The following is a 16,682-nucleotide window of genomic DNA, read 5'->3' as shown; positions in this document are numbered from 1 at the left end:
ATCCGGTGGGCCGGTTCAGCGGTAGGTCTGGTACACGCGCGTGCTGCCGTCGGCCAGCACGAGCAGCACTTCATAGGGATCGCGCTGGTCGCCGTAGGCGGGGCCGTCCATGCCGGGCGAGCCGACCGGCATGCCAGGCACGGCGAGGCCGACGGCCTGGGGCTTTTCCTTCAGCAGGCGTTGCACCTCGCGTGCCGGCACGTGGCCTTCGATGGCGTAGCCGCCCACCTGCCCGGTGTGGCAGGAGCCCAGCTTGGCGGGCATGCCCAGCCGGGCGCGCGCGGCGGTGTTGCCTTCGTCGTGCACGCGGGTGGCGAAGCCGTTCTTGTTCAGGTGCTTCACCCAGTCCTGGCAGCAGCCGCAGTTCGGGTCTTTCCAGATATCGATCATCGGCGCGGCGGCCAGGGCGAGGGGCGTGAAGGGCAGGCTCGCGGCCAGCGCCAGCAGGGTTCGTCTTTGCATGGGTGGGTTCCTTTCAGAAAAATCAGTGGTCGTGGGCGCCATGGCCCGAGGGCTTGCGCACGGTGGCGTCGGGCTTGCCGCCCGAGCTGCTGTCTTGGGCTTCGGGCGCATTGCGCGTGGCCGTCGGCACGTCGGCGTTCGGCACTTCGCGCGCCACGGTGCCCGGCGGGTGCTTGAACCAGCCGGGGTCGCGGTAGTCGCCGGGCTTCTGGTCGCGCCGCACCTTCAGCAGCGTGAACATGCCGCCCATCTCGGCCGCGCCGAAGGGGCCGGTGCCGGTCATCATGGGCAGGGTGTTGTCGGGAATGGGCATCTCCATGCCGCCCATGTCGGCCATGCCCTTCTCGCCCATGACCATGTAGTCGGGCACCAGCTTCCTGATCTTCTCGGCCACGCCCCTGTGGTCGACGCCGATCATGGTCGGCACCTCATGGCCCATGGGCCCCATGGTGTGGTGTGCCTTGTGGCAGTGCAGCGACCAGTCGCCTTCCTCGTCGGCGATGAACTCCATCTGCCGCATCTGGCCCACCGCCACGTCCACCGACACCTCGGGCCAGCGCGCGGTGCGCGGCACGGGGCCGCCGTCGGTGCCGGTCACCTCGAACTCGTGGCCGTGGATGTGGATCGGGTGGTTGGTCATCGTGAGGTTGCCCACGCGGATGCGCACGCGGTCGCCCTTGCGCACGTTGAGCGTGTCGATGGCCGGGAACACGCGGCTGTTGAAGCTCCAGATGTTGAAGTCGGTCATGGTGTTGACCTTGGGCGTGGCGCTGCCGGGTTCCACGTCGAAGCTGCCGAGCAAGAAGCAGAAGTCGCGCTGCACGGGGTCGATGAGCGGATGCTTCTCTTTCGGGTGCGTGACCCAGAAGCCCATCATTCCCATGGCCATCTGCACCATCTCGTCGGCGTGCGGGTGGTACATGAAGGTGCCGGGGCGGCGTGCGGTGAACTCGTAGACGAAGGTCTTGCCCGGCGGAATGTGCGGCTGCGTGATGCCGCCCACGCCGTCCATGCCGTTGGGCAGGCGCTGGCCGTGCCAGTGCACGGTGGTGTGCTCGGGCAGCCGGTTGGTCACGAAGATGCGCACGCGGTCGCCCTCGACCACCTCGATGGTCGGGCCCGGCGACTGGCCGTTGTAGCCCCACATGTTGACCTTGAAGCCGGGTGCCATCTCGCGCACGACGGGCTCGGCGACGAGGTGGAATTCCTTCACGCCTGCATTCATGCGCCAGGGAAGCGTCCAGCCGTTGAGGGTGACGACGGGGTTGTAAGGGCGGCCGTTCGGCGGCACCAGGGGCGCCGCGGTGGCGGTGGAGCTTTGCGAGACCGGCTCGGGCAGCGCGGCCATGGCCACGCGGCTGACGGTGGTGGCGGCGACCGCGGTGGCGGCACCTGCGAAGAAGTTGCGGCGGTTCATGGTGTTGGCTCCTTCCCCTTCCGGGGGAAGGTGGGGATGGGGGCTCGGCGGCGTTGGATGAGGTGGCATGGCGGGCGGCGTGGAGGCCGCTTGCCCCCACCCCGGCCCTCCCCCAGGGGGGGAGGGAGCGAATGCGGGTGCGGGCGCTGATAAGGGGTCGGGTATGAGCGGCTCATTCGGTGGCCCCTCCTGCCGCAGCGGCCTGCAGCGCCGTCATGCCGCCGGGTGAACTGCCTGTGAGCACCAGTTGCAGGTCGACGTCGGCCAGCCAGAAATCGCGCTGCGCCTCGATGCCCGCGTTCACGACCAGCATGCTGGCGCGCGTTTCGCCCAGCAGCTCCCACACGCTCGCGAGCATGCCGTTGTAGCGCAGCACCATCTCCTCGTTGACCTTCTTGCGCAGCGGCAGCACTTCGTCGCGGTAACGCCGGGCGATGGCGTAGGCGGTGTTCCAGCCCTGCCAGGCTTCGCGTGCCTCGCTCGCGGCCAGCACGCCCACGTCGCGCACGCGCGCGGCCGATTGCAGGTACAACGCCTCGGCGCGGCCGTTGCGGGCCTGGCCCCAGTCGAAGAGCGGAATGGGCAGCGCGAGCTCGAAGCCGCGCTGCGTGCGGCGCGAGCGCTCGGGGCCGTCGTCGAATTTGCTGTTGCGCGCCACGCCCAGCTCCATCGCGTCGACGACGCTGGTGGCGCGCGTGAGGCCGAGCGAGCCGGCCACGGCGGTGTTCCGCACCTGCGCGGAGCGCACGTCGAGCCGGTCGCGCAGCGCCAGCGCCTGCACGTCGCCGAGCTCGGGCGCGGCCTTGGGCAGCGGCGGCAGGCGGTCGGGCAGGGTGTAGGCGGTGCGCTCGCCGCCCAGGCCCAGCAGGCGGTTGAGCTGTTCGCGCGAGGCGAGCGCGGCCTGCTCGGCGCGCGCCAGCTGCGCCGCCGCATCGGCCAGCAGCAGCTGCTCGCGCGTGCGCTGCAGCGCGCTCCAGTTGCCGGCCTGCGCCATGCGGTGCGCGAGCTCGGCGCCGGCTTCGGCGGCGTCCTTCGCGTCGCGCAGATACACCACGCTCTGCTGCGTCGCCACCGCGCGCACCCAGGCGCGGCGCGTGTCGGCGGCCAGCGCCAGCACGCTCTGCGCGGCCTGCAGCTTGGCCGACTCGTGCCGCTGCCCTGCCCAGCGCGCCTGCCATGGCAGCGTGAGCAGGCCCACCACGTTGAAGCTGACGAGCCGGTCGATCTCGCGCTCGCTGCCCTCGGTCAGGCGGCTGAAGGCGAACACCGGGTTCGGCAGGCTCGCGGCCTGCACGCGGTCGGCGTCGCTCAGCTGCAGCGTCGCGAAGGCGTCCTGCACGCGCGGACTTTCGAGCAGCGCGATGCGCACGGCGGCCTCGGCGTCGAGCGGCTTGGCGAGCAGCGCGTCCACGCGCTGGCGCGAGGCTTCGTCGGGCGTGCGCTGGGCCGTGGCGCCCGCCATGAGCGGGTTGGCGCCGACCAGCGCCTGCAGGTCGGCGCTGCCGCCGTCCGGCGACAGGCTGGCGCAGCCGGCCAGCACCGCCGCGGCGGCCAGCGCGGCGGCCGGCCTGATGAATGAAATGCCGCCGGTGCGCGCGCCTGGCGTGCGCGGGTCGCTACCCGGTGCGGGGCGACGGATGCCGGCCAACGGCCAGCCAACAAAGGGGTTCACGCTCGATCTCCATGAGCAATACGACCAACGCCGCGAGCCTCGAAGGGCTCACCGCGGACGGACTACGGGCAGGGAGATCAGGAAATGGGTGGCTTCAGGCCCTGGGCGGGCTCTGCGCTGGCGAAGCGGCTGGCGTGTGCGGCGGGCGCCGCCTGGGGGGCACCGTGCACGGTGTCGATCAGGGGCATGCCGCCGAGCGCCACCGTGTGGCAGACCTGGCAGGCGGTGCAGGTGCCGCAGCCCTGGTGGTCGGCGCCACCGGTGGTGTCGTGGCTGGCGTGGCCGGCATGGCTGTCGGACATGTCCATGGCCATCTGCATGCCGGCGTCCGCGTCGGTGGCGTCCATGGCTTCCATCGCCTCATGGCAATGGGCTTGCGTGGCCATCGTGGCACCCGGGGCCGCTGAAACCATCGAGACGGAAGCCACCGGCAGCGAATGCCGCGCCATCTCCAGCGCCATCGCGTCGCCCAGCCAGCCGCGGATGGGCAGCAGGGCGATCATGAGGGCGAGCAGCAGGGTGCGCATGGGGCCGGATGATAAACGCGGGTGCTAAGCCACCAGCTGCCCGCGGGCCTTGTCCACCCACACCTGCAGGTTGTCGAGCAGGTCCTTCTGGCTGAACGAGCAGCTCTCCTCGCTGAACAGCGCGCTCGACTCCAGCCGGTCGAGCAGGTTCAGCAGCACCTCCGCGTAACGCGGCGGCAGGGCGGCCAGCAACTCGGTGCTGGCGCGGGCCTCGCTCGACAGCGCGGTGATGGGTCCGCCGCTCCCGCCCCGTAGGGCCGTCACGCGCGCGGCGATGGCGTCGAGTTGCAGCGCCGCGCTCATGGCGCGCTCCTGCCGGGCGGCGGCAGCGACAGCTCGCGCTCGCGCATCAGGTCGCGCAGCACGTCGGGGTAGTCCGTGATGATCCCGTCGGCGCCCGCGTCCATCAGGCGCAGCATGTCGGCGCGCTCGTTCACCGTCCAGGGCAGCACCTTCATGCCGAGCTTCTGCGCTTCCTTGATGACGGCGGGGGTCAGGTCGGCGTAGGCCGGCGACCAGACGACGGGGCCAGGCCCATTGGCCGCGGCGGCCTTCACCAGCTGCGGCGTCGACGCGTAGCCGGCCGCGTCGAGGCCCGCCGTCCAGCGGCTGTCCTTCAGCGTGCGCGGCGTGGTGAGGTAGGCGCGCGGCAGCTGCGGCGCCAGCTGGCCGACCAGCGCCAGCGTGCGCCAGTCGAAGCTCTGGATGGTCACGCGTGCGGCCATGCCGGCCTTGTCGATCTCGGCCAGCAGCGCGCGCACCATCGGCTCGGGCGCGGCGGTTTCGCCCGGCCTGGTCGGGTCGATCTTGGTCTCGATGTTGAAGCGCACCGTGGCCGCGTTCGCGCCGCGCGCCTGCACCTGCGCGAACAGCGCGGCCAACGTGGGAATGCGCTCGCCGTCGCGCGGCTGCTGCAGCGCGAACTGCTTGCCGTAGTTGCTGCCCGGGTTCAGGCGGCCCACGTCGTAGGTCTGCAGCTGCGCCAGCGTGAGCGTGCGAATGGCCGCGCCGCTCTTGGGCGCCAGCCAGTTGCCGCCGGCGTCGCGCGTGTGGTCGGGGTTGAGCGAGGTGTCGTGCGAGATCACCACCACGCCGTCGGCCGTGAGCCCGATGTCCAGTTCCAGCGTGGTCACGCCCAGGTCGATGGCGTTGTTGAACGCCGCCAGCGTGTTCTCGGGCGCCAGGCCGCGACCGCCGCGGTGGGCTTCGAGGTCGAAGTGCTGCTTGGCGGCGGGCACGACCGCCGCGCAGCCGGTGATGCCGGCAAGCCCGGCGATCCCGGCGAGGGCGCCAGCAAGCACGACAGTGGAAAGGCGTGTGAATTTCATTTGAGCTGGACCTTGATTCCGTTGTCTAGCACCGTGATGTCGCCGATCTCGTAGGTCTTGCGCCCGACCGTGAGTTCGTCGGCCGTGAAGCTGCGCAGCACCTGGCCCTGCAGCAGCTCCTGCGCCACCACCGCGCCCACGCGCTGCAGGCGTTCGGCGTCGCGGCCTTCCACGCCCTGCAGCTCCAGCCGCTCGGCCTTGGGCTGGTCCAGCCGCAGCGCGCGGGTGGCGGCGTCGTACTTCAGCGCGCTGCTCACCGCCACCACGCCCTGCACCGGCGAGGCCGCCAGCAGGGGGCTCGCGATGGTCAGGGCGGCGGTGATGGTGGCGCGGTTGGTGCCGGCGTCCAGGCCCAGCTGCGGGTCGCGCAGCCCGACCATGAACAGCTCGGCATAGCGCTCGGCCACCGGAAAACGCTTGGCGATCTGCGCCTGCAGCTCGTCGCGGGTGGCGGTGTATTCGCTGGTGAAGAAGTTGAAGCCGGCCAGCGCCGCGAACGGGGCCTGGAGCGCGGCGGCGCCCAGCAGCACGCGCAACAGGTGGCGGCGGGCGGGCACGGGCGGGGGGAGGGAGGGGGAGAACGAAGGGCGGATGTTCATACGGTTGGCGAGCTTGCCACAGCCCGGTGAAGCTGGTGAAGCCCGGTGAAGCCTGACGTCCGGTGAGGCCTGATGCACCCAGGTGCAGCACCCGAGCGAGGGGCGGCTGCATTCCCCGCCGCGGCCGCGCCCCCCGGGCCCGTTCAGAGCGCCCGGCGCCGGGCGTACCGCACCACCGTCACGCCCGGCTTGGCCTGGCGGGTCGAGGGCATCACCAGCACGCAGTCGTCGTACGGCGTGGCCACGGGCTCGCCGTCGTTCCAGCCGATGACGGTGCCGGCCTTTGCAATCACCTCGAGCCCGGTGAAGGGCTTGGCGAAGCGAAAGTCTTCGCTGCGCGCGACCACGGGGCCGGTCACGTCCAGCGCCCACTGGCGGGGCGCGTCGGGCTGCAGCCAGCCGGGCAGCGCCTGGGCGATGGCCGCGTCGTCGAGCGTGCCGGCGGCGCGCAGGAAGCGCGCGCACTGGTCCTGCGCCACGGTGCGGCTGGCCGGGTCGCCGTGGAAGCCGCATTCGACCAGCAGCGCCAGCGCGTCGCTGGCCGGGTCCGCGTCGGCCGCGCCGAAGCGCCCGAAGTCGCGCATGCGCACGCCGTCCTTGTGGCCCGCGTCGATCACGATGTGCTCCGGGCTGCGCAGCTGCCGCGCCAGCGCCAGGTTGCGCGGCAGCACGCCGGTGAGCGTGAGCGGGGCGGAGGGCTCGTGCATCGAGTGCAGGTCGAGCAGCCAGTCGGCTTGCGCCACGTGCGGCTGCAGCGCGGCGGCGCGGCGGCGTTCGCGCGTGCCGCCGGCCTCGAGCCGGTCGGCGGACCACTGGCGGTTGAGGTCTTCGTCGGTGAAGCGCGAGGCGTCGGCGTCGGCCGGGTCGAAGCGCTCGAAGGCCTCCAGGTTGCAGAAGGCCAGCGTCAGGCTGCCGCGCTGCGGGCGCACGCCGGCTTCCAGCAGGCCCTTGAGCGCCCAGGCACCGCATACCTCGTTGCCGTGCACCAGCGCGCTGATCATCACGCGGTGGCCGGCCTGGCCCGAGTCGAAATGCCAGACGCCTTCGGTGCCGGTGTTGCCGGCGCGCCAGGCGGAAATGTCGGGTGCGGGGAGTTCGAAAGTGGACGCGGACAAGCTCATTCCTTGATGTTGGCGAATTGCACGATGTTGCGGTATTTGTCGGTTTCGGTGGCAAGGAAGCGGTCGATGTCCAACGGCGCCAGTGGGACGACCGAGCTGGTCGCCTCCATCTTCTTGCGGAAGTCGGGCGACTGCAGCGTGTCGTCCAGCGCCTTCTTCAGCCGCGCCACCACCGGCTCGGGCAGCTTGGCCGGCCCCATCAGCGCGAACCACACGCCGATGTCCATGCGCTTGAGCGCCGGGGTCTCGCCCAGGGCGGGCAGGTCCGGCGTGATGGCCGAGCGCTTCGCCTCGGTGGTGCCCAGCGCCACCAGCTTGCCGCTGCGGATGTAGGGCAGCGCGCTGGACAGCACGAACATGCCGAAGTCGATGTTGCCGCCCATCAGGTCGTTGGTGAGCGGCGCCACGCCGCGGTAGGGCACGTGCGTCATGAACACGCCGCCCTGCTGCTTGAGCATTTCGCCCGCCAGGTGCAGCGAGGTGCCCACGCCCGAGCTGCCGTAGCTGTACCTGGCCGGGTTCTTCTTCAGCAGCGCGAGCAGCTCACCCGCCGTTTTCACGCCCACCGCCGGCGTCGCCACCAGCACCAGCGGCTGCGAGGCGACCAGGCCGATGGCGGTGAAGTTCTTCGGCTCGTAGCGCACGCTGGCGTTCACCAGCCTGCTGATGGCGATCTCGTTGTTGGCGCCCAGCAGCAGCGTGTAGCCGTCGGGCGCGGCGTTGGCCACCTTCTGCGCGCCGATGGCGCCGCCGGCACCGCCGATGTTGTCGACGATCACCGGCACGCCCAGGCGATGCGACAGCTCCACGCCGAGCGCGCGGCCGGTCAGGTCGGTCGAGCCGCCGGGCGGGTAGCCGACCACCAGGGTGATGGGCTTGGTGGGGTAGGCGTCGGCGGCGGAGGCCAGCGAGGGCACGGCGGCAAGGCCGCAGCACGCGGCCAGGGCCAGACAGGAAAGGAAAGCACGCGGAAAAGCATGGGGAAGACGCATCGTGGGCCTCGGGTTGGGAGTGGGTGCGCGAATTCTGCGAACCCGCACCCTGCCTCGTGGTGCCGTGCTGGCACCAACCGGTGCCGATTGGGTTGCGCTCAGCGCGCGGCCATGGCGCGCCAGACGTCTTCGGCCAGCGGCCCGAGCCGGCGCTTGGGCCGGTACAGCCGCACCTCGAAGCGCACTTCCATGCGCCGCCCGCCGGTGGGCACCAGCCGGCCGGCCTTGCAGTCGGCCTGCACCATCGACCACGGCAGCCAGGCCACGCCCAGGCCGCGCAGCACGTACTCGTACAGCGCATCGGCCGAGTCGCACTCGATGCGGCGCTTCAGCCGCGGCGCCTGCGGGTTGTTGGCCAGCAGGTCTTCCACCAGCCGGCCCATGGCCAGCGTACGCACGTAGGACAGAAAGGGCACGTCGCCGGGCGCGTCGAAGCTGTGGGCCGGCTGCCCGCGCGCGTCGGCGCGCGACACCGGCACCAGCTTGTCGGAGGCCACCGTCACATGCGAGAACTGCCGCCCGTCGAGCCGGAAGGTGAGGGCGGAGTGATGAAAGATGAGCGAAAAGTCGACCTCGTCGTGCTCCAGCATGCGCACCGTTTCGGCCAGCGCACCGGTCAGCACGCGCACCTCGCCGCCGCGCAGCACCGGCTGCAGCCGCACCAGCCAGTCGGCCATCACGGTGCGCGCGAGCGTGCGGCCGGTCACCACCGTCACCGTGCGCGCCTGCCGCCCGGCCACGCTCTGCATTTCTTCGCGCGAGCTTTCCACGCCGCGCACCATCTGGCCGGCGTTTTCAAGAAAGCTCTCGCCCGCGGGCGTCAGCGCCACCGGCGAACTGCCGCGCTCGACCAGCGGCGTGCCCGCCCACGATTCCAGCGCGCGAATGCGCCGGCCGAAGGCCGGATGCGTCACATGGCGCAGCTCGGCCGCGCGGGTGAAGCTGCGCGTTTGCGCCAGCACGATGAAGTCTTCCATCCACTTGAATTGCATGGCGCGGCGGGTGCGGTGATCGTCAGTTGCCGAGCGGCTTCACCGCCAGTTCGTAGCGCGCGAAGGCCCGCTCGCCCTTGTGGATCACGCTGTGCAGCGAGAAGCCGAAGCGTTCGTACAGCGCGCGCAGCGGGGCGCGGTCGGCCACGCAGTCCAGCCGCAGAAAGGGGCGGCCCAGCTCGCGTGCGCGCGCCAAGGCAAAGTCCAGCAACTGCACCGGCACGCCCTGGCCCGACCACGCGCGGCGCACCGCGAGCTTGTGCACATACAGCGAGCTGCCGCTTTCAATTTCGGGCCAGAAGTACGGGTCTTCGAGGTCGAGGCGCACGACGCCGGCGACATCACTGTTCCTGCGTGCGATGAAGTAGCCGCCGGCATCGGTGTCGCGCTGGATGCGCTCCAGCGCGACGTCGGCCGCCGACCACAGCGGGCGCCCTTCGGCGGCGATCCACTGCGCGGCTTCGTTCAACACGGCTGCGACGGTGGCAGCTTCTTCGGGGAGGGCTTGTTGGATCTGCATCGGGGGCGAGCATACCGGCGCCCCGTGCCCGTTGCCATCACTGCCAGCGGTAGCGTGCCGTGAGCGTCGCCGTGCGGCGGGTGCCCTGGTAGCACTCGCCGTGGTAGCAGATCGAGTTGTACTTCTTGTCCGCCAGGTTGGAGACGTTGAGCGCGAAGCGCCACGGGCCGCGCTCGTAGTGCGCCACCGCGTCCAGCAGCGTCACGCCGCGTTCGAAGGTGGAGTTCTGCTCGTCGTTCTGGCGTTTGCCCACGTAGCGCACCCCGCCCCCGAAGCCCAGGCCGTTGCCCAGCGTGTAGTCGAGCCACACCGAGGCGGACTGCCTGGGCACCAGCGGCGGAATCTTTCCGACCTCGCTCGCATCGGCGCTTTCGAGCACCTTCATGTCCAGCCAGGTGTAGGCGGCCGCAATGTTCAGGCCCGGGGCGACTTCGCCCTTGGCTTCCAGCTCGATGCCGCGCGAGCGCTGCCTGCCGACCTGGCGTCCCTCGCCGGTCTCCGGGTCGTAGGTGACCACGTTGGTCTTGCGCAGGTCGAATGCCGCGGCGGTGAACAGCGTGCGCGTGCCCACGGGCTGGAACTTGACGCCCACCTCGACCTGCGTGCCGCGGCTGGGCTTGAAGGGTTCGCTGTTGGCGTCGACGCCGCTGTTGGGCAGGAAGGAGGTGACATGGCTGATGTACGGCGCCCAGCCGTTGCCCAGCAGGTAGGTGAGGCCGGCGCGGCCACTGAACGCGCTGTCCGATTGGCGGGTATGGCCCACGTTCAGGTAGTCGTCGGTGAGCTGGCGCACATGGTCCTGCCGCCCGCCGAGGGTGACGACCCAGTTCTCGCCGAACTTGATCTGGTCCTGCGCGTAGAAGCCGGTCTGGCGCGTCGACTGGGCCAGATTGTTCATCGGGTCGGTGGGCGTCGCCACGGCCTGGCCGTAGACGGGGGCGAACAGGTCGAGGTCGGGGGCCGCGCCGATGAAGCGCTGTTGCCTGCCCTTCTGGTCGCTGTAGTCGACGCCCAGCAGCACCGTGTGCTGGACGGCGCCGTACTGCAGCTTGCCCTGCACGCTGGTGTCCAGCGCCGCCAGGTTCACGGGGTTGTTCCAGGTCCTGGCGATGCGCGAGAGCGTGTGCTGGTCTTCGCCGAGCGAGTCGGCCCACACCACGCGCCGGCTCATCTCGATCTGGCTGTAGCGGAAGTTCTGGCGCAGGGTCCAGCTGTCGTTCAGGGCCGTTTCGAAGCGGTAGCCAACGGCGCCGGAAGTCTGCTTGAGCTGGCCGAAGCTGTAGTCGCCCACCTTGATGGGGTAGAGCACGTAGTTCTGGGTCAGGTAATAGGGGTCTTCGCCGGTGCTGTTCCTGAGGTACTCGCCGAACACCGTCAACGAGGTCGTCGCGTTGGGCTGCCAGCGCACCGAAGGCGCGATGTAGCTGCGCGTGTGATTGAGCTTGCGGCCGTCGGGGTAGCGGTCCTGGTCGTTGCTGTCCAGTCCCAGGCCGACCACGCGGTAGCTCAGGTCGGTGTTGTTGCCGACCTGGTCGCCAAGGTCGAACGCCAGTTGCTTGCGCTGGAAGTTGCCGTACTGCAGCTCGATTTCGCGGACGCGCTCGCCGGGCTGCTTGCTCACGCGGTTGACGATGCCTCCTGCATCGCCCTTGCCGAAGACCATGGACGACGGCCCGCGCAGCACCTCCACGCGCTCCAGGCCGTAGGGCTCGGTGAGGTAGTAGGTGGGCAGGAACGCCGGCTGGCCGAGCCCGTCGCGGTAGATGCCGTTGACGCCGGCTTCGAAGCCGCGCAGCAGGATGTATTCCCAGCCCCGGTTGTCGGGGCCGTAGGTGCTGGTCGTCACGCCGGGCGTGTAGCGCACGACGTCCATCACGTCCTGCGCGCCGCGCGCGTCCATCTCTTCGCGCCCGATGATGGAGATCGACTGCGGCACCTCGATCACCGGCGTGTCGGTCTTGGTGGCCGTGGCGCTGACGCGCGCGACATAGCCGGGCACGGGGCCGGTGGCGGTGTCGCGCTCGGCGGTGGCCGTCACGCGCACGGCGGGGAGGGTGGCCGCGTCAGATGGTGATGCTGGCGGTGGGGGCGTTGTGGGCATCGGCTGGCCGCGCAGCACGTAGCCGCCGTTGTCCAGCCGCACGGCCAGCAGGCCGGAGCCGGCGAGCAGGGTGGCCAGCGCCTCTTGCGGCGTGAACTGCCCCTGCACGCCCGAAGTGAGCTTGCCCGCGGTCTGCTCGGCGACGAAAGTCAGCGGCAGGTTGGCCGCGCTGGCAAAGCTGCGCAGCGCCGGTGCGAGCGGGCCCGCGGGAACGTTGTAGCTCTGGCGGACCGGCTGGCCTTGCTGGGTTTGCTGACCTTGAAAGGGTGCATTGGCGGGTGCCTGGGCCCGGGCGGGCCCCACCATGCCGGCCTGCGCGCCCAGCAGTGCGAGGCCGCAAAGGGCCGATGCCGAAATTCCCCGAGCTGGATGCTTGTTCTTGTGTGTGTGCTGGCGCCTGTTGGTCGGCATGGTGGTCTCTCGAAGTGATTGCTGAAAAAAGCCCTCACTTGGTAGGTGCCGCGAGAAATGAAATCGGGCAGGCGAAACCCGAAAAATTCTCAAGAAAGGTCGGCCGGGCTCAGGTCGCGGGTTCCACCGTGGTCCAGTAGCGGGTGCGCAGGCGCACCTGAACCGGCAGCACGCTGGGCAGCATCGCGAGGATGCGATCGGTGTCGCCCAGCGGGAACACGCCCGAGAAGCGCAGGCCGGCCACCGCCGGGTCGCAGCGCAGGATGCCCGGGCGGTAGCGGCCGAGCTCGTCGATGAAGTCGTCCAGCCGCATGTCGTCAGCAATGATCTGGCCAAGCGACCATGCAGAGATCTGCTCGTTCACCGGAGCGGGTGCGTCGATGTCGCTCGTGCTGAAGGAGGTGCGCTCGCCGGCGCGCAGGAGGCGCGACGGGGCCGAGGCGGCGAGCGGCGTGATCTCGACCGCGCTTTCGAGCACGGCCACGCGGGTGCGGCCTTGGTCTTGCCGCACGAAAAACCGGGTGCCCAGCGCGCGGATGCGGCCTTCGGCGGTGTCGACCACGAAGGGCGGACTGCCGGGCTGCGCGTGGCCGGTGACGATCATCACCTCGCCGGCCACCAGTCGCACCAGCCGGCGCCGGGCGTCGAAGCGCACGTCGATGGCGCTGGCCGTGTCGAGCGTGATGCGCGTGCCGTCGTCCAGCAGCACGCTGCGTTGCTCTCCGGTGCCGGTACGAAAGTCGGCCACCGACTGTTGCCAGGCCTGTGTGCGCGATGCGAGCACGCCCGTGACGCCGGTGGCCCCGAGCCAGAAAAGAGCGCGCATCGCCTTGCGGCGGGCCGGCGCCCGTGCGTGGCCCGCAGGCGTGAGCACCGCGTAGGCCGCCGTGGGGTTCAGGCCTTTCAGGCGTGCGGTGAAGCTTTCGATGTGCTGCCACGCGCGCTCGTTGTCGGGGTGGCCGCGCCGCCATTGCTGCCAGCGCTGGCGGTCTTCGTCGGTGGCTTCGCCGGACATCAGCACGGTAAGCCACTCGGAGGCTTCGTCGGCGGCGCGCTCGCCGAAAGGCAGTGCCGCGGCGCTGCTCGTTGTCCCCGGCATCTCAGTCGGCCATGCCGAAGAAGCACTGTCGGTTGGCACGCGAGAGGTACTGCTTCACCGAGCTGGCCGACACGGCCAGCCGTTCGGCAATCTCCGCATAGCTGAGCCCTTCGAGATGGGCCAGCAGAAAAGCTTCCTTCACCGCGGGCGGCAGGCTGTCGAGCACGCGGTCGACTTGGTGCAGCGCCTCGATGGCCAGCAGCTGTACCTCGGGGGAAGGCGCCATGTCTTGCGGCAGGGCGGCCAGCGCCTCGAGATAGCTCTGTTCAAGCACCTGCCGGCGATGCCGGTGCGCCATCAGGCGCCGCGCGATGGTGGCCAGGAAGGGGCGCGGCTCGCGAATGTCGGCCGTTGCGCCGGTGGTGATGACGCTGACGAACGTGTCCTGGGCCAGGTCCGCCGCGGCAAAGGAATCGCCCAGCTTGCGGCGTAGCCAGGTCTGCAGCCACCCGTGGTGTTCGCAATAGAGCGCCTGCACTTCCTGGTGCATGACCGACTCGGCGGCAGACATGGCATTCCTCTCGGCCAGCGGCCTGGTGTGGATCGATCAATGAGAACGTTTCTCATTAATTTTAGATGAGTCGAAATGCCTCGCGCAACATTTGTGTCTTGCCCCTGTGTCTCGTCCCTATGCCTCGCTCCTGTGCCACCCATGTCTCACCGGTGCCGCACCACCTCGAACCCCTCCGCCTCGGCAGGCGCCACGAAATGGCTGCTGATCAGGTCGAACTGCGCATCCGTCGTCTCGAACGGGTGCTCTCCGCTCGCATTGCGCGCACGCAGGCGCTCCTTGCAGACCGCGTCGGGCACGTCCAGGAAGTGCAGGGCGTGCGCCACGCCGGCGGCTTCGAAAATGCCGCGCATCCAGCTTCGGCCGCTCACGGTGTTGGCGGGAAAGTCGAGCACCACCGACACGCCGGCACGCAGCAAGTCCGTCACGTGGCCGGCCATGGCCTGCTTCAACCGGCCTGCGCAGCGCACGTAGTCGGGCAGTTCGTGGATCTCGCCCGGGTACAGCGCCGCGAGCCAGGTGTCTTCGCTGATGAGCACCGTGGCGGGCGCCTGGGCCAGCTGCCGGGTGAGCGTCGATTTGCCGGCGCCGATCTTTCCGCAGACCATGTGAAGCGTCGGGGTGAGGGGTGCTGTCATTCGTTTCTCCTGCTGAGTCGGTTTTGAAAAAGAACCCCAGGAAACGAAAAACCCGCCTCGTGGGGCGGGTTGCATGGCGTGTGTCCGTGGAACCGCGCGCTAACCCACCATCTTTCGGATGGTGCGAATAATCGACGCGGTGTGCAGGCAAGCCATGGGCCGAGGATAGCCCAGCGCGGCCCGTTCAGTCGTGCAGCGACGACAGGAACTGCTTCAGCTCCGCCGTCTGCGGGTTGCCGAACAGCTCCGCCGGCGGCCCCATCTCGTGCACGCGGCCCTGGTGCATGAAGATGACGCGGTCGCTCACCTTGCGCGCAAAGCTCATCTCGTGCGTGACCATCAGCAGCGTCATGCCCTCGTCGGCCAGCGACTCCACCACGCGCAGCACCTCGCCCACCAGCTCGGGGTCGAGCGCGGAGGTGATCTCGTCGCACAGCAGCACGGCCGGCTCCATGGCCAGCGCGCGCGCGATGGCCACGCGCTGCTGCTGGCCGCCCGAAAGCTGGTCGGGCATGGCGTCGAATTTTTCCTGCAGCCCCACGCGGTTGAGCAGCTTGCGCGCCTGCGAGGCGGCTTCCATGCTGCCGCGCTTCTTCACCAGCGTGGGCGCGAGCATCACGTTCTTTCCGACCGTGAGGTGCGGGAACAGGTTGAAGCTCTGGAAGATCATGCCCACGCGCTGGCGCAGCTCGCGCATGGCCATGGTGCTTTCGTGCAGCAGCGGCTTGCCGTCGACCGTGAGCGAGCCTTCCTGGAACACTTCGAGCCCGTTGATGCAGCGCAGCAGCGTGCTCTTGCCCGAGCCGCTCTTGCCGATGATGGCGATCACCTCGCCGCGCTTCACGTCCAGGTCGATGCCCTTGAGCACCTCGTTGGTGCCGTAAGACTTGCGCAGCGCGGTGATGCGCACGATGGGGGCGCCCACCGAGGTGGCGGGTTGTTGCGGTTCAAGCACGGCGGCCATGGGTTTTCCTCTCGAGGGTCTTGGCGTACAGGCTCACGGGAAAGCACAGCACGAAATAAAGCAGGGCCACGCAGCTGAACACCACGAAGGGCTTGAAGGTGGCGTTCGAAATCATGCTGCCGGCCTTGGTGAGCTCGACGAAGCCGATCACCGAGGCCAGCGCCGTGCCCTTGATGACCTGCACCAGGAAGCCGACCGTCGGCGCAATCGCGATCTTCACGGCCTGCGGCAGGATCACGTGGCGCATCTGCTCGCCGAAGCTCAGCGCCAGGCTGCCCGAGGCCTCCCATTGCCCCTTCGGAATGGAGGCCACGCAGCCGCGCCAGATTTCGGTGAGAAAAGCGCTGGTGTACAGCGTGAGCGCCACGCTGGCGGCCGTCCACGCCGACACGTCGATGCCGAACAGCGCGATGCCGAAGTAGGCGAGAAACAGCTGCATCAGCAGCGGCGTGCCCTGGAAGAGTTGCACGTACAGGCTCACGGCCTTGCCCGCCACCTTGCCGCCGCGCAGCCGCACGAACAGCAGCGCCGCCCCCACGATGCCGCCGCCGACGAAGGCGATGAGCGAGAGCACGACGGTCCAGCGCAGCGCCATCAGCAGGTTGCGCAGGATGTCCCAGAGAGAAAAATCGGTCATGGCAACGGAGTTCCTGCGTTCAGCGGCCGAAGAAGAACTTCGGCCCCGCCCAGTCGAGCAGCCGGCGCAACGCGACCGACAGCGCCAGGTAGATGAGCGTGGCGACGATGAAGGCCTCGAAGGCGCGGAAGTTGCGGCTTTGGATGAGGTTGGCCGCGTAGCTGAGCTCTTCGGTCGAAATCTGCCCGCACACCGCCGAGCCCAGCATCACGATGACGATCTGGCTCACCATCGAAGGCCACACCTTCTTCAGCGCCGGCGGCAGCACCACGCGCAGGAACACCTGCGCCTTGCTCAGCGCCAGGCTCACGGCGGCCTCGATCTGCCCCTTGGGCGTGGCCTCGATGCCGGCGCGGATGATCTCGGTGGAGTAAGCCCCCAGGTTCATCACCATGGCGATCACCGAGGCCACCTCCGGCGAGAGCTTGACGCCTGCGGCCGGCAGCCCGAAGAAGATGAAGAACAGCTGCACGATGAAGGGCGTGTTGCGGATCAGCTCCACGTAGGTGCCCACCAGCAGCCGCAGCCAGCGCGGCCCGCCTGAGCGTGCCCAGGCGCAGAAGGTGCCCACGGTCATGCCCAGCACGGTGCCCACGGCGGTGAGGCCTATGGTCCACGCCACGCCGCGCAGCAGCAGCGGCCATTCCGACAGAACCGCCAAAAAGTCGAATTCGATGTTCATGGCCGCGCG

Annotated in this window: 18 protein-coding genes; all 18 read right to left on the bottom strand. The window is 69.6% G+C overall.

What is annotated here, in order from left to right; translation table 11 throughout:
- Nucleotides 1–15: 15 nt before the first annotated feature.
- Nucleotides 16–462, bottom strand: a complete 447-nt coding sequence (locus AB6807_RS38730; protein WP_371088729.1) for a DUF411 domain-containing protein — start codon at nucleotides 460–462, stop codon at nucleotides 16–18.
- A 22-nt stretch (nucleotides 463–484) separates the two neighbouring features.
- Nucleotides 485–1,879 carry a multicopper oxidase family protein gene (locus AB6807_RS38725; protein ID WP_371088728.1) on the bottom strand — a complete coding sequence of 465 codons (1,395 nt, stop codon included), beginning with the start codon at nucleotides 1,877–1,879 and terminating at the stop codon, nucleotides 485–487.
- 172 nt (nucleotides 1,880–2,051) lie between these two features.
- Nucleotides 2,052–3,551, bottom strand: coding sequence for a TolC family protein (locus AB6807_RS38720; protein WP_371088727.1), 1,500 nt, complete (start codon nucleotides 3,549–3,551; stop codon nucleotides 2,052–2,054).
- 77 nt (nucleotides 3,552–3,628) lie between these two features.
- A complete protein-coding gene (locus tag AB6807_RS38715; protein ID WP_371088726.1) occupies nucleotides 3,629–4,078 on the bottom strand; it encodes a hypothetical protein in 450 nt (149 codons plus the stop codon).
- Nucleotides 4,079–4,102: 24 nt separating this feature from the next.
- Nucleotides 4,103–4,381, bottom strand: coding sequence for a hypothetical protein (locus AB6807_RS38710; protein ID WP_371088725.1), 279 nt, complete (start codon nucleotides 4,379–4,381; stop codon nucleotides 4,103–4,105).
- Nucleotides 4,378–5,406, bottom strand: coding sequence for a glycerophosphodiester phosphodiesterase (locus AB6807_RS38705; protein ID WP_371088724.1), 1,029 nt, complete (start codon nucleotides 5,404–5,406; stop codon nucleotides 4,378–4,380). Before AB6807_RS38705 ends, AB6807_RS38710 begins: the two co-directional genes overlap by 4 nt.
- Nucleotides 5,403–5,963: a DUF1439 domain-containing protein gene (locus AB6807_RS38700; RefSeq protein WP_371088723.1), complete on the bottom strand. Its 561-nt coding sequence runs from the start codon at nucleotides 5,961–5,963 to the stop codon at nucleotides 5,403–5,405. Before AB6807_RS38700 ends, AB6807_RS38705 begins: the two co-directional genes overlap by 4 nt.
- 185 nt (nucleotides 5,964–6,148) lie before the next feature.
- On the bottom strand, nucleotides 6,149–7,126 hold the full coding sequence (locus tag AB6807_RS38695) for a succinylglutamate desuccinylase/aspartoacylase family protein (RefSeq protein ID WP_371088722.1): 978 nt from the start codon (nucleotides 7,124–7,126) through the stop codon (nucleotides 6,149–6,151).
- Nucleotides 7,123–8,118, bottom strand: a complete 996-nt coding sequence (locus AB6807_RS38690; RefSeq protein ID WP_371088721.1) for a Bug family tripartite tricarboxylate transporter substrate binding protein — start codon at nucleotides 8,116–8,118, stop codon at nucleotides 7,123–7,125. The genes AB6807_RS38695 and AB6807_RS38690 overlap by 4 nt, the downstream gene beginning before the upstream one ends.
- A 98-nt stretch (nucleotides 8,119–8,216) precedes the next feature.
- Nucleotides 8,217–9,110 (bottom strand): LysR family transcriptional regulator, encoded by an 894-nt coding sequence (locus AB6807_RS38685; protein WP_371088720.1) that lies wholly within the window; start codon nucleotides 9,108–9,110, stop codon nucleotides 8,217–8,219.
- Between the two features lie 22 nt (nucleotides 9,111–9,132).
- Nucleotides 9,133–9,630, bottom strand: coding sequence for a GNAT family N-acetyltransferase (locus AB6807_RS38680; protein ID WP_371088719.1), 498 nt, complete (start codon nucleotides 9,628–9,630; stop codon nucleotides 9,133–9,135).
- A 37-nt stretch (nucleotides 9,631–9,667) separates the two neighbouring features.
- Nucleotides 9,668–12,142, bottom strand: coding sequence for a TonB-dependent siderophore receptor (locus tag AB6807_RS38675; protein ID WP_371088718.1), 2,475 nt, complete (start codon nucleotides 12,140–12,142; stop codon nucleotides 9,668–9,670).
- Between the two features lie 109 nt (nucleotides 12,143–12,251).
- Entirely contained in the window at nucleotides 12,252–13,241 is a 990-nt protein-coding gene (locus tag AB6807_RS38670) for a FecR domain-containing protein (RefSeq protein ID WP_371088717.1), read from the bottom strand.
- A 1-nt stretch (nucleotide 13,242) separates the two neighbouring features.
- On the bottom strand, nucleotides 13,243–13,752 hold the full coding sequence (locus AB6807_RS38665; protein ID WP_371088716.1) for a sigma-70 family RNA polymerase sigma factor: 510 nt from the start codon (nucleotides 13,750–13,752) through the stop codon (nucleotides 13,243–13,245).
- Between the two features lie 146 nt (nucleotides 13,753–13,898).
- On the bottom strand, nucleotides 13,899–14,390 hold the full coding sequence (locus tag AB6807_RS38660) for an AAA family ATPase (protein WP_371088715.1): 492 nt from the start codon (nucleotides 14,388–14,390) through the stop codon (nucleotides 13,899–13,901).
- A 184-nt stretch (nucleotides 14,391–14,574) separates the two neighbouring features.
- Nucleotides 14,575–15,354, bottom strand: a complete 780-nt coding sequence (locus AB6807_RS38655) for an amino acid ABC transporter ATP-binding protein (protein WP_116912829.1) — start codon at nucleotides 15,352–15,354, stop codon at nucleotides 14,575–14,577.
- Nucleotides 15,338–15,991 carry an amino acid ABC transporter permease gene (locus AB6807_RS38650; protein ID WP_371088714.1) on the bottom strand — a complete coding sequence of 218 codons (654 nt, stop codon included), beginning with the start codon at nucleotides 15,989–15,991 and terminating at the stop codon, nucleotides 15,338–15,340. The genes AB6807_RS38655 and AB6807_RS38650 overlap by 17 nt, the downstream gene beginning before the upstream one ends.
- Nucleotides 15,992–16,010: 19 nt before the next feature.
- The gene (locus AB6807_RS38645; protein WP_116912831.1) at nucleotides 16,011–16,673 is read right to left on the bottom strand and encodes an amino acid ABC transporter permease; all 663 of its coding nucleotides are present in this window, start codon (nucleotides 16,671–16,673) and stop codon (nucleotides 16,011–16,013) included.
- Nucleotides 16,674–16,682 lie beyond the last annotated feature (9 nt).

It is taken from the genome of Variovorax sp. RCC_210 (genome assembly GCF_041355175.1).
Lineage (GTDB): Bacteria > Pseudomonadota > Gammaproteobacteria > Burkholderiales > Burkholderiaceae_C > Variovorax.
Note: the sequence above shows the minus strand (reverse complement) of the source record. Positions and strands in the feature narration are given on the sequence as shown.

Bases quoted from the DNA above. Each gene is read 5' to 3' on its own strand.
- AB6807_RS38680 (WP_371088719.1), bottom strand. From the start codon at position 9,630: ATGCAGATCCAACAAGCCCTCCCCGAAGAAGCTGCCACCGTCGCAGCC.
- AB6807_RS38655 (WP_116912829.1), bottom strand. From the start codon at position 15,354: ATGGCCGCCGTGCTTGAACCGCAACAACCCGCCACCTCGGTGGGCGCC.
- AB6807_RS38715 (WP_371088726.1), bottom strand. From the start codon at position 4,078: ATGCGCACCCTGCTGCTCGCCCTCATGATCGCCCTGCTGCCCATCCGC.
- AB6807_RS38645 (WP_116912831.1), bottom strand. From the start codon at position 16,673: ATGAACATCGAATTCGACTTTTTGGCGGTTCTGTCGGAATGGCCGCTG.
- AB6807_RS38650 (WP_371088714.1), bottom strand. From the start codon at position 15,991: ATGACCGATTTTTCTCTCTGGGACATCCTGCGCAACCTGCTGATGGCG.
- AB6807_RS38725 (WP_371088728.1), bottom strand. From the start codon at position 1,879: ATGAACCGCCGCAACTTCTTCGCAGGTGCCGCCACCGCGGTCGCCGCC.
- AB6807_RS38730 (WP_371088729.1), bottom strand. From the start codon at position 462: ATGCAAAGACGAACCCTGCTGGCGCTGGCCGCGAGCCTGCCCTTCACG.
- AB6807_RS38675 (WP_371088718.1), bottom strand. From the start codon at position 12,142: ATGCCGACCAACAGGCGCCAGCACACACACAAGAACAAGCATCCAGCT.
- AB6807_RS38660 (WP_371088715.1), bottom strand. From the start codon at position 14,390: ATGACAGCACCCCTCACCCCGACGCTTCACATGGTCTGCGGAAAGATC.
- AB6807_RS38690 (WP_371088721.1), bottom strand. From the start codon at position 8,118: ATGCGTCTTCCCCATGCTTTTCCGCGTGCTTTCCTTTCCTGTCTGGCC.
- AB6807_RS38695 (WP_371088722.1), bottom strand. From the start codon at position 7,126: ATGAGCTTGTCCGCGTCCACTTTCGAACTCCCCGCACCCGACATTTCC.
- AB6807_RS38685 (WP_371088720.1), bottom strand. From the start codon at position 9,110: ATGCAATTCAAGTGGATGGAAGACTTCATCGTGCTGGCGCAAACGCGC.
- AB6807_RS38705 (WP_371088724.1), bottom strand. From the start codon at position 5,406: ATGAAATTCACACGCCTTTCCACTGTCGTGCTTGCTGGCGCCCTCGCC.
- AB6807_RS38670 (WP_371088717.1), bottom strand. From the start codon at position 13,241: ATGCCGGGGACAACGAGCAGCGCCGCGGCACTGCCTTTCGGCGAGCGC.
- AB6807_RS38710 (WP_371088725.1), bottom strand. From the start codon at position 4,381: ATGAGCGCGGCGCTGCAACTCGACGCCATCGCCGCGCGCGTGACGGCC.
- AB6807_RS38665 (WP_371088716.1), bottom strand. From the start codon at position 13,752: ATGTCTGCCGCCGAGTCGGTCATGCACCAGGAAGTGCAGGCGCTCTAT.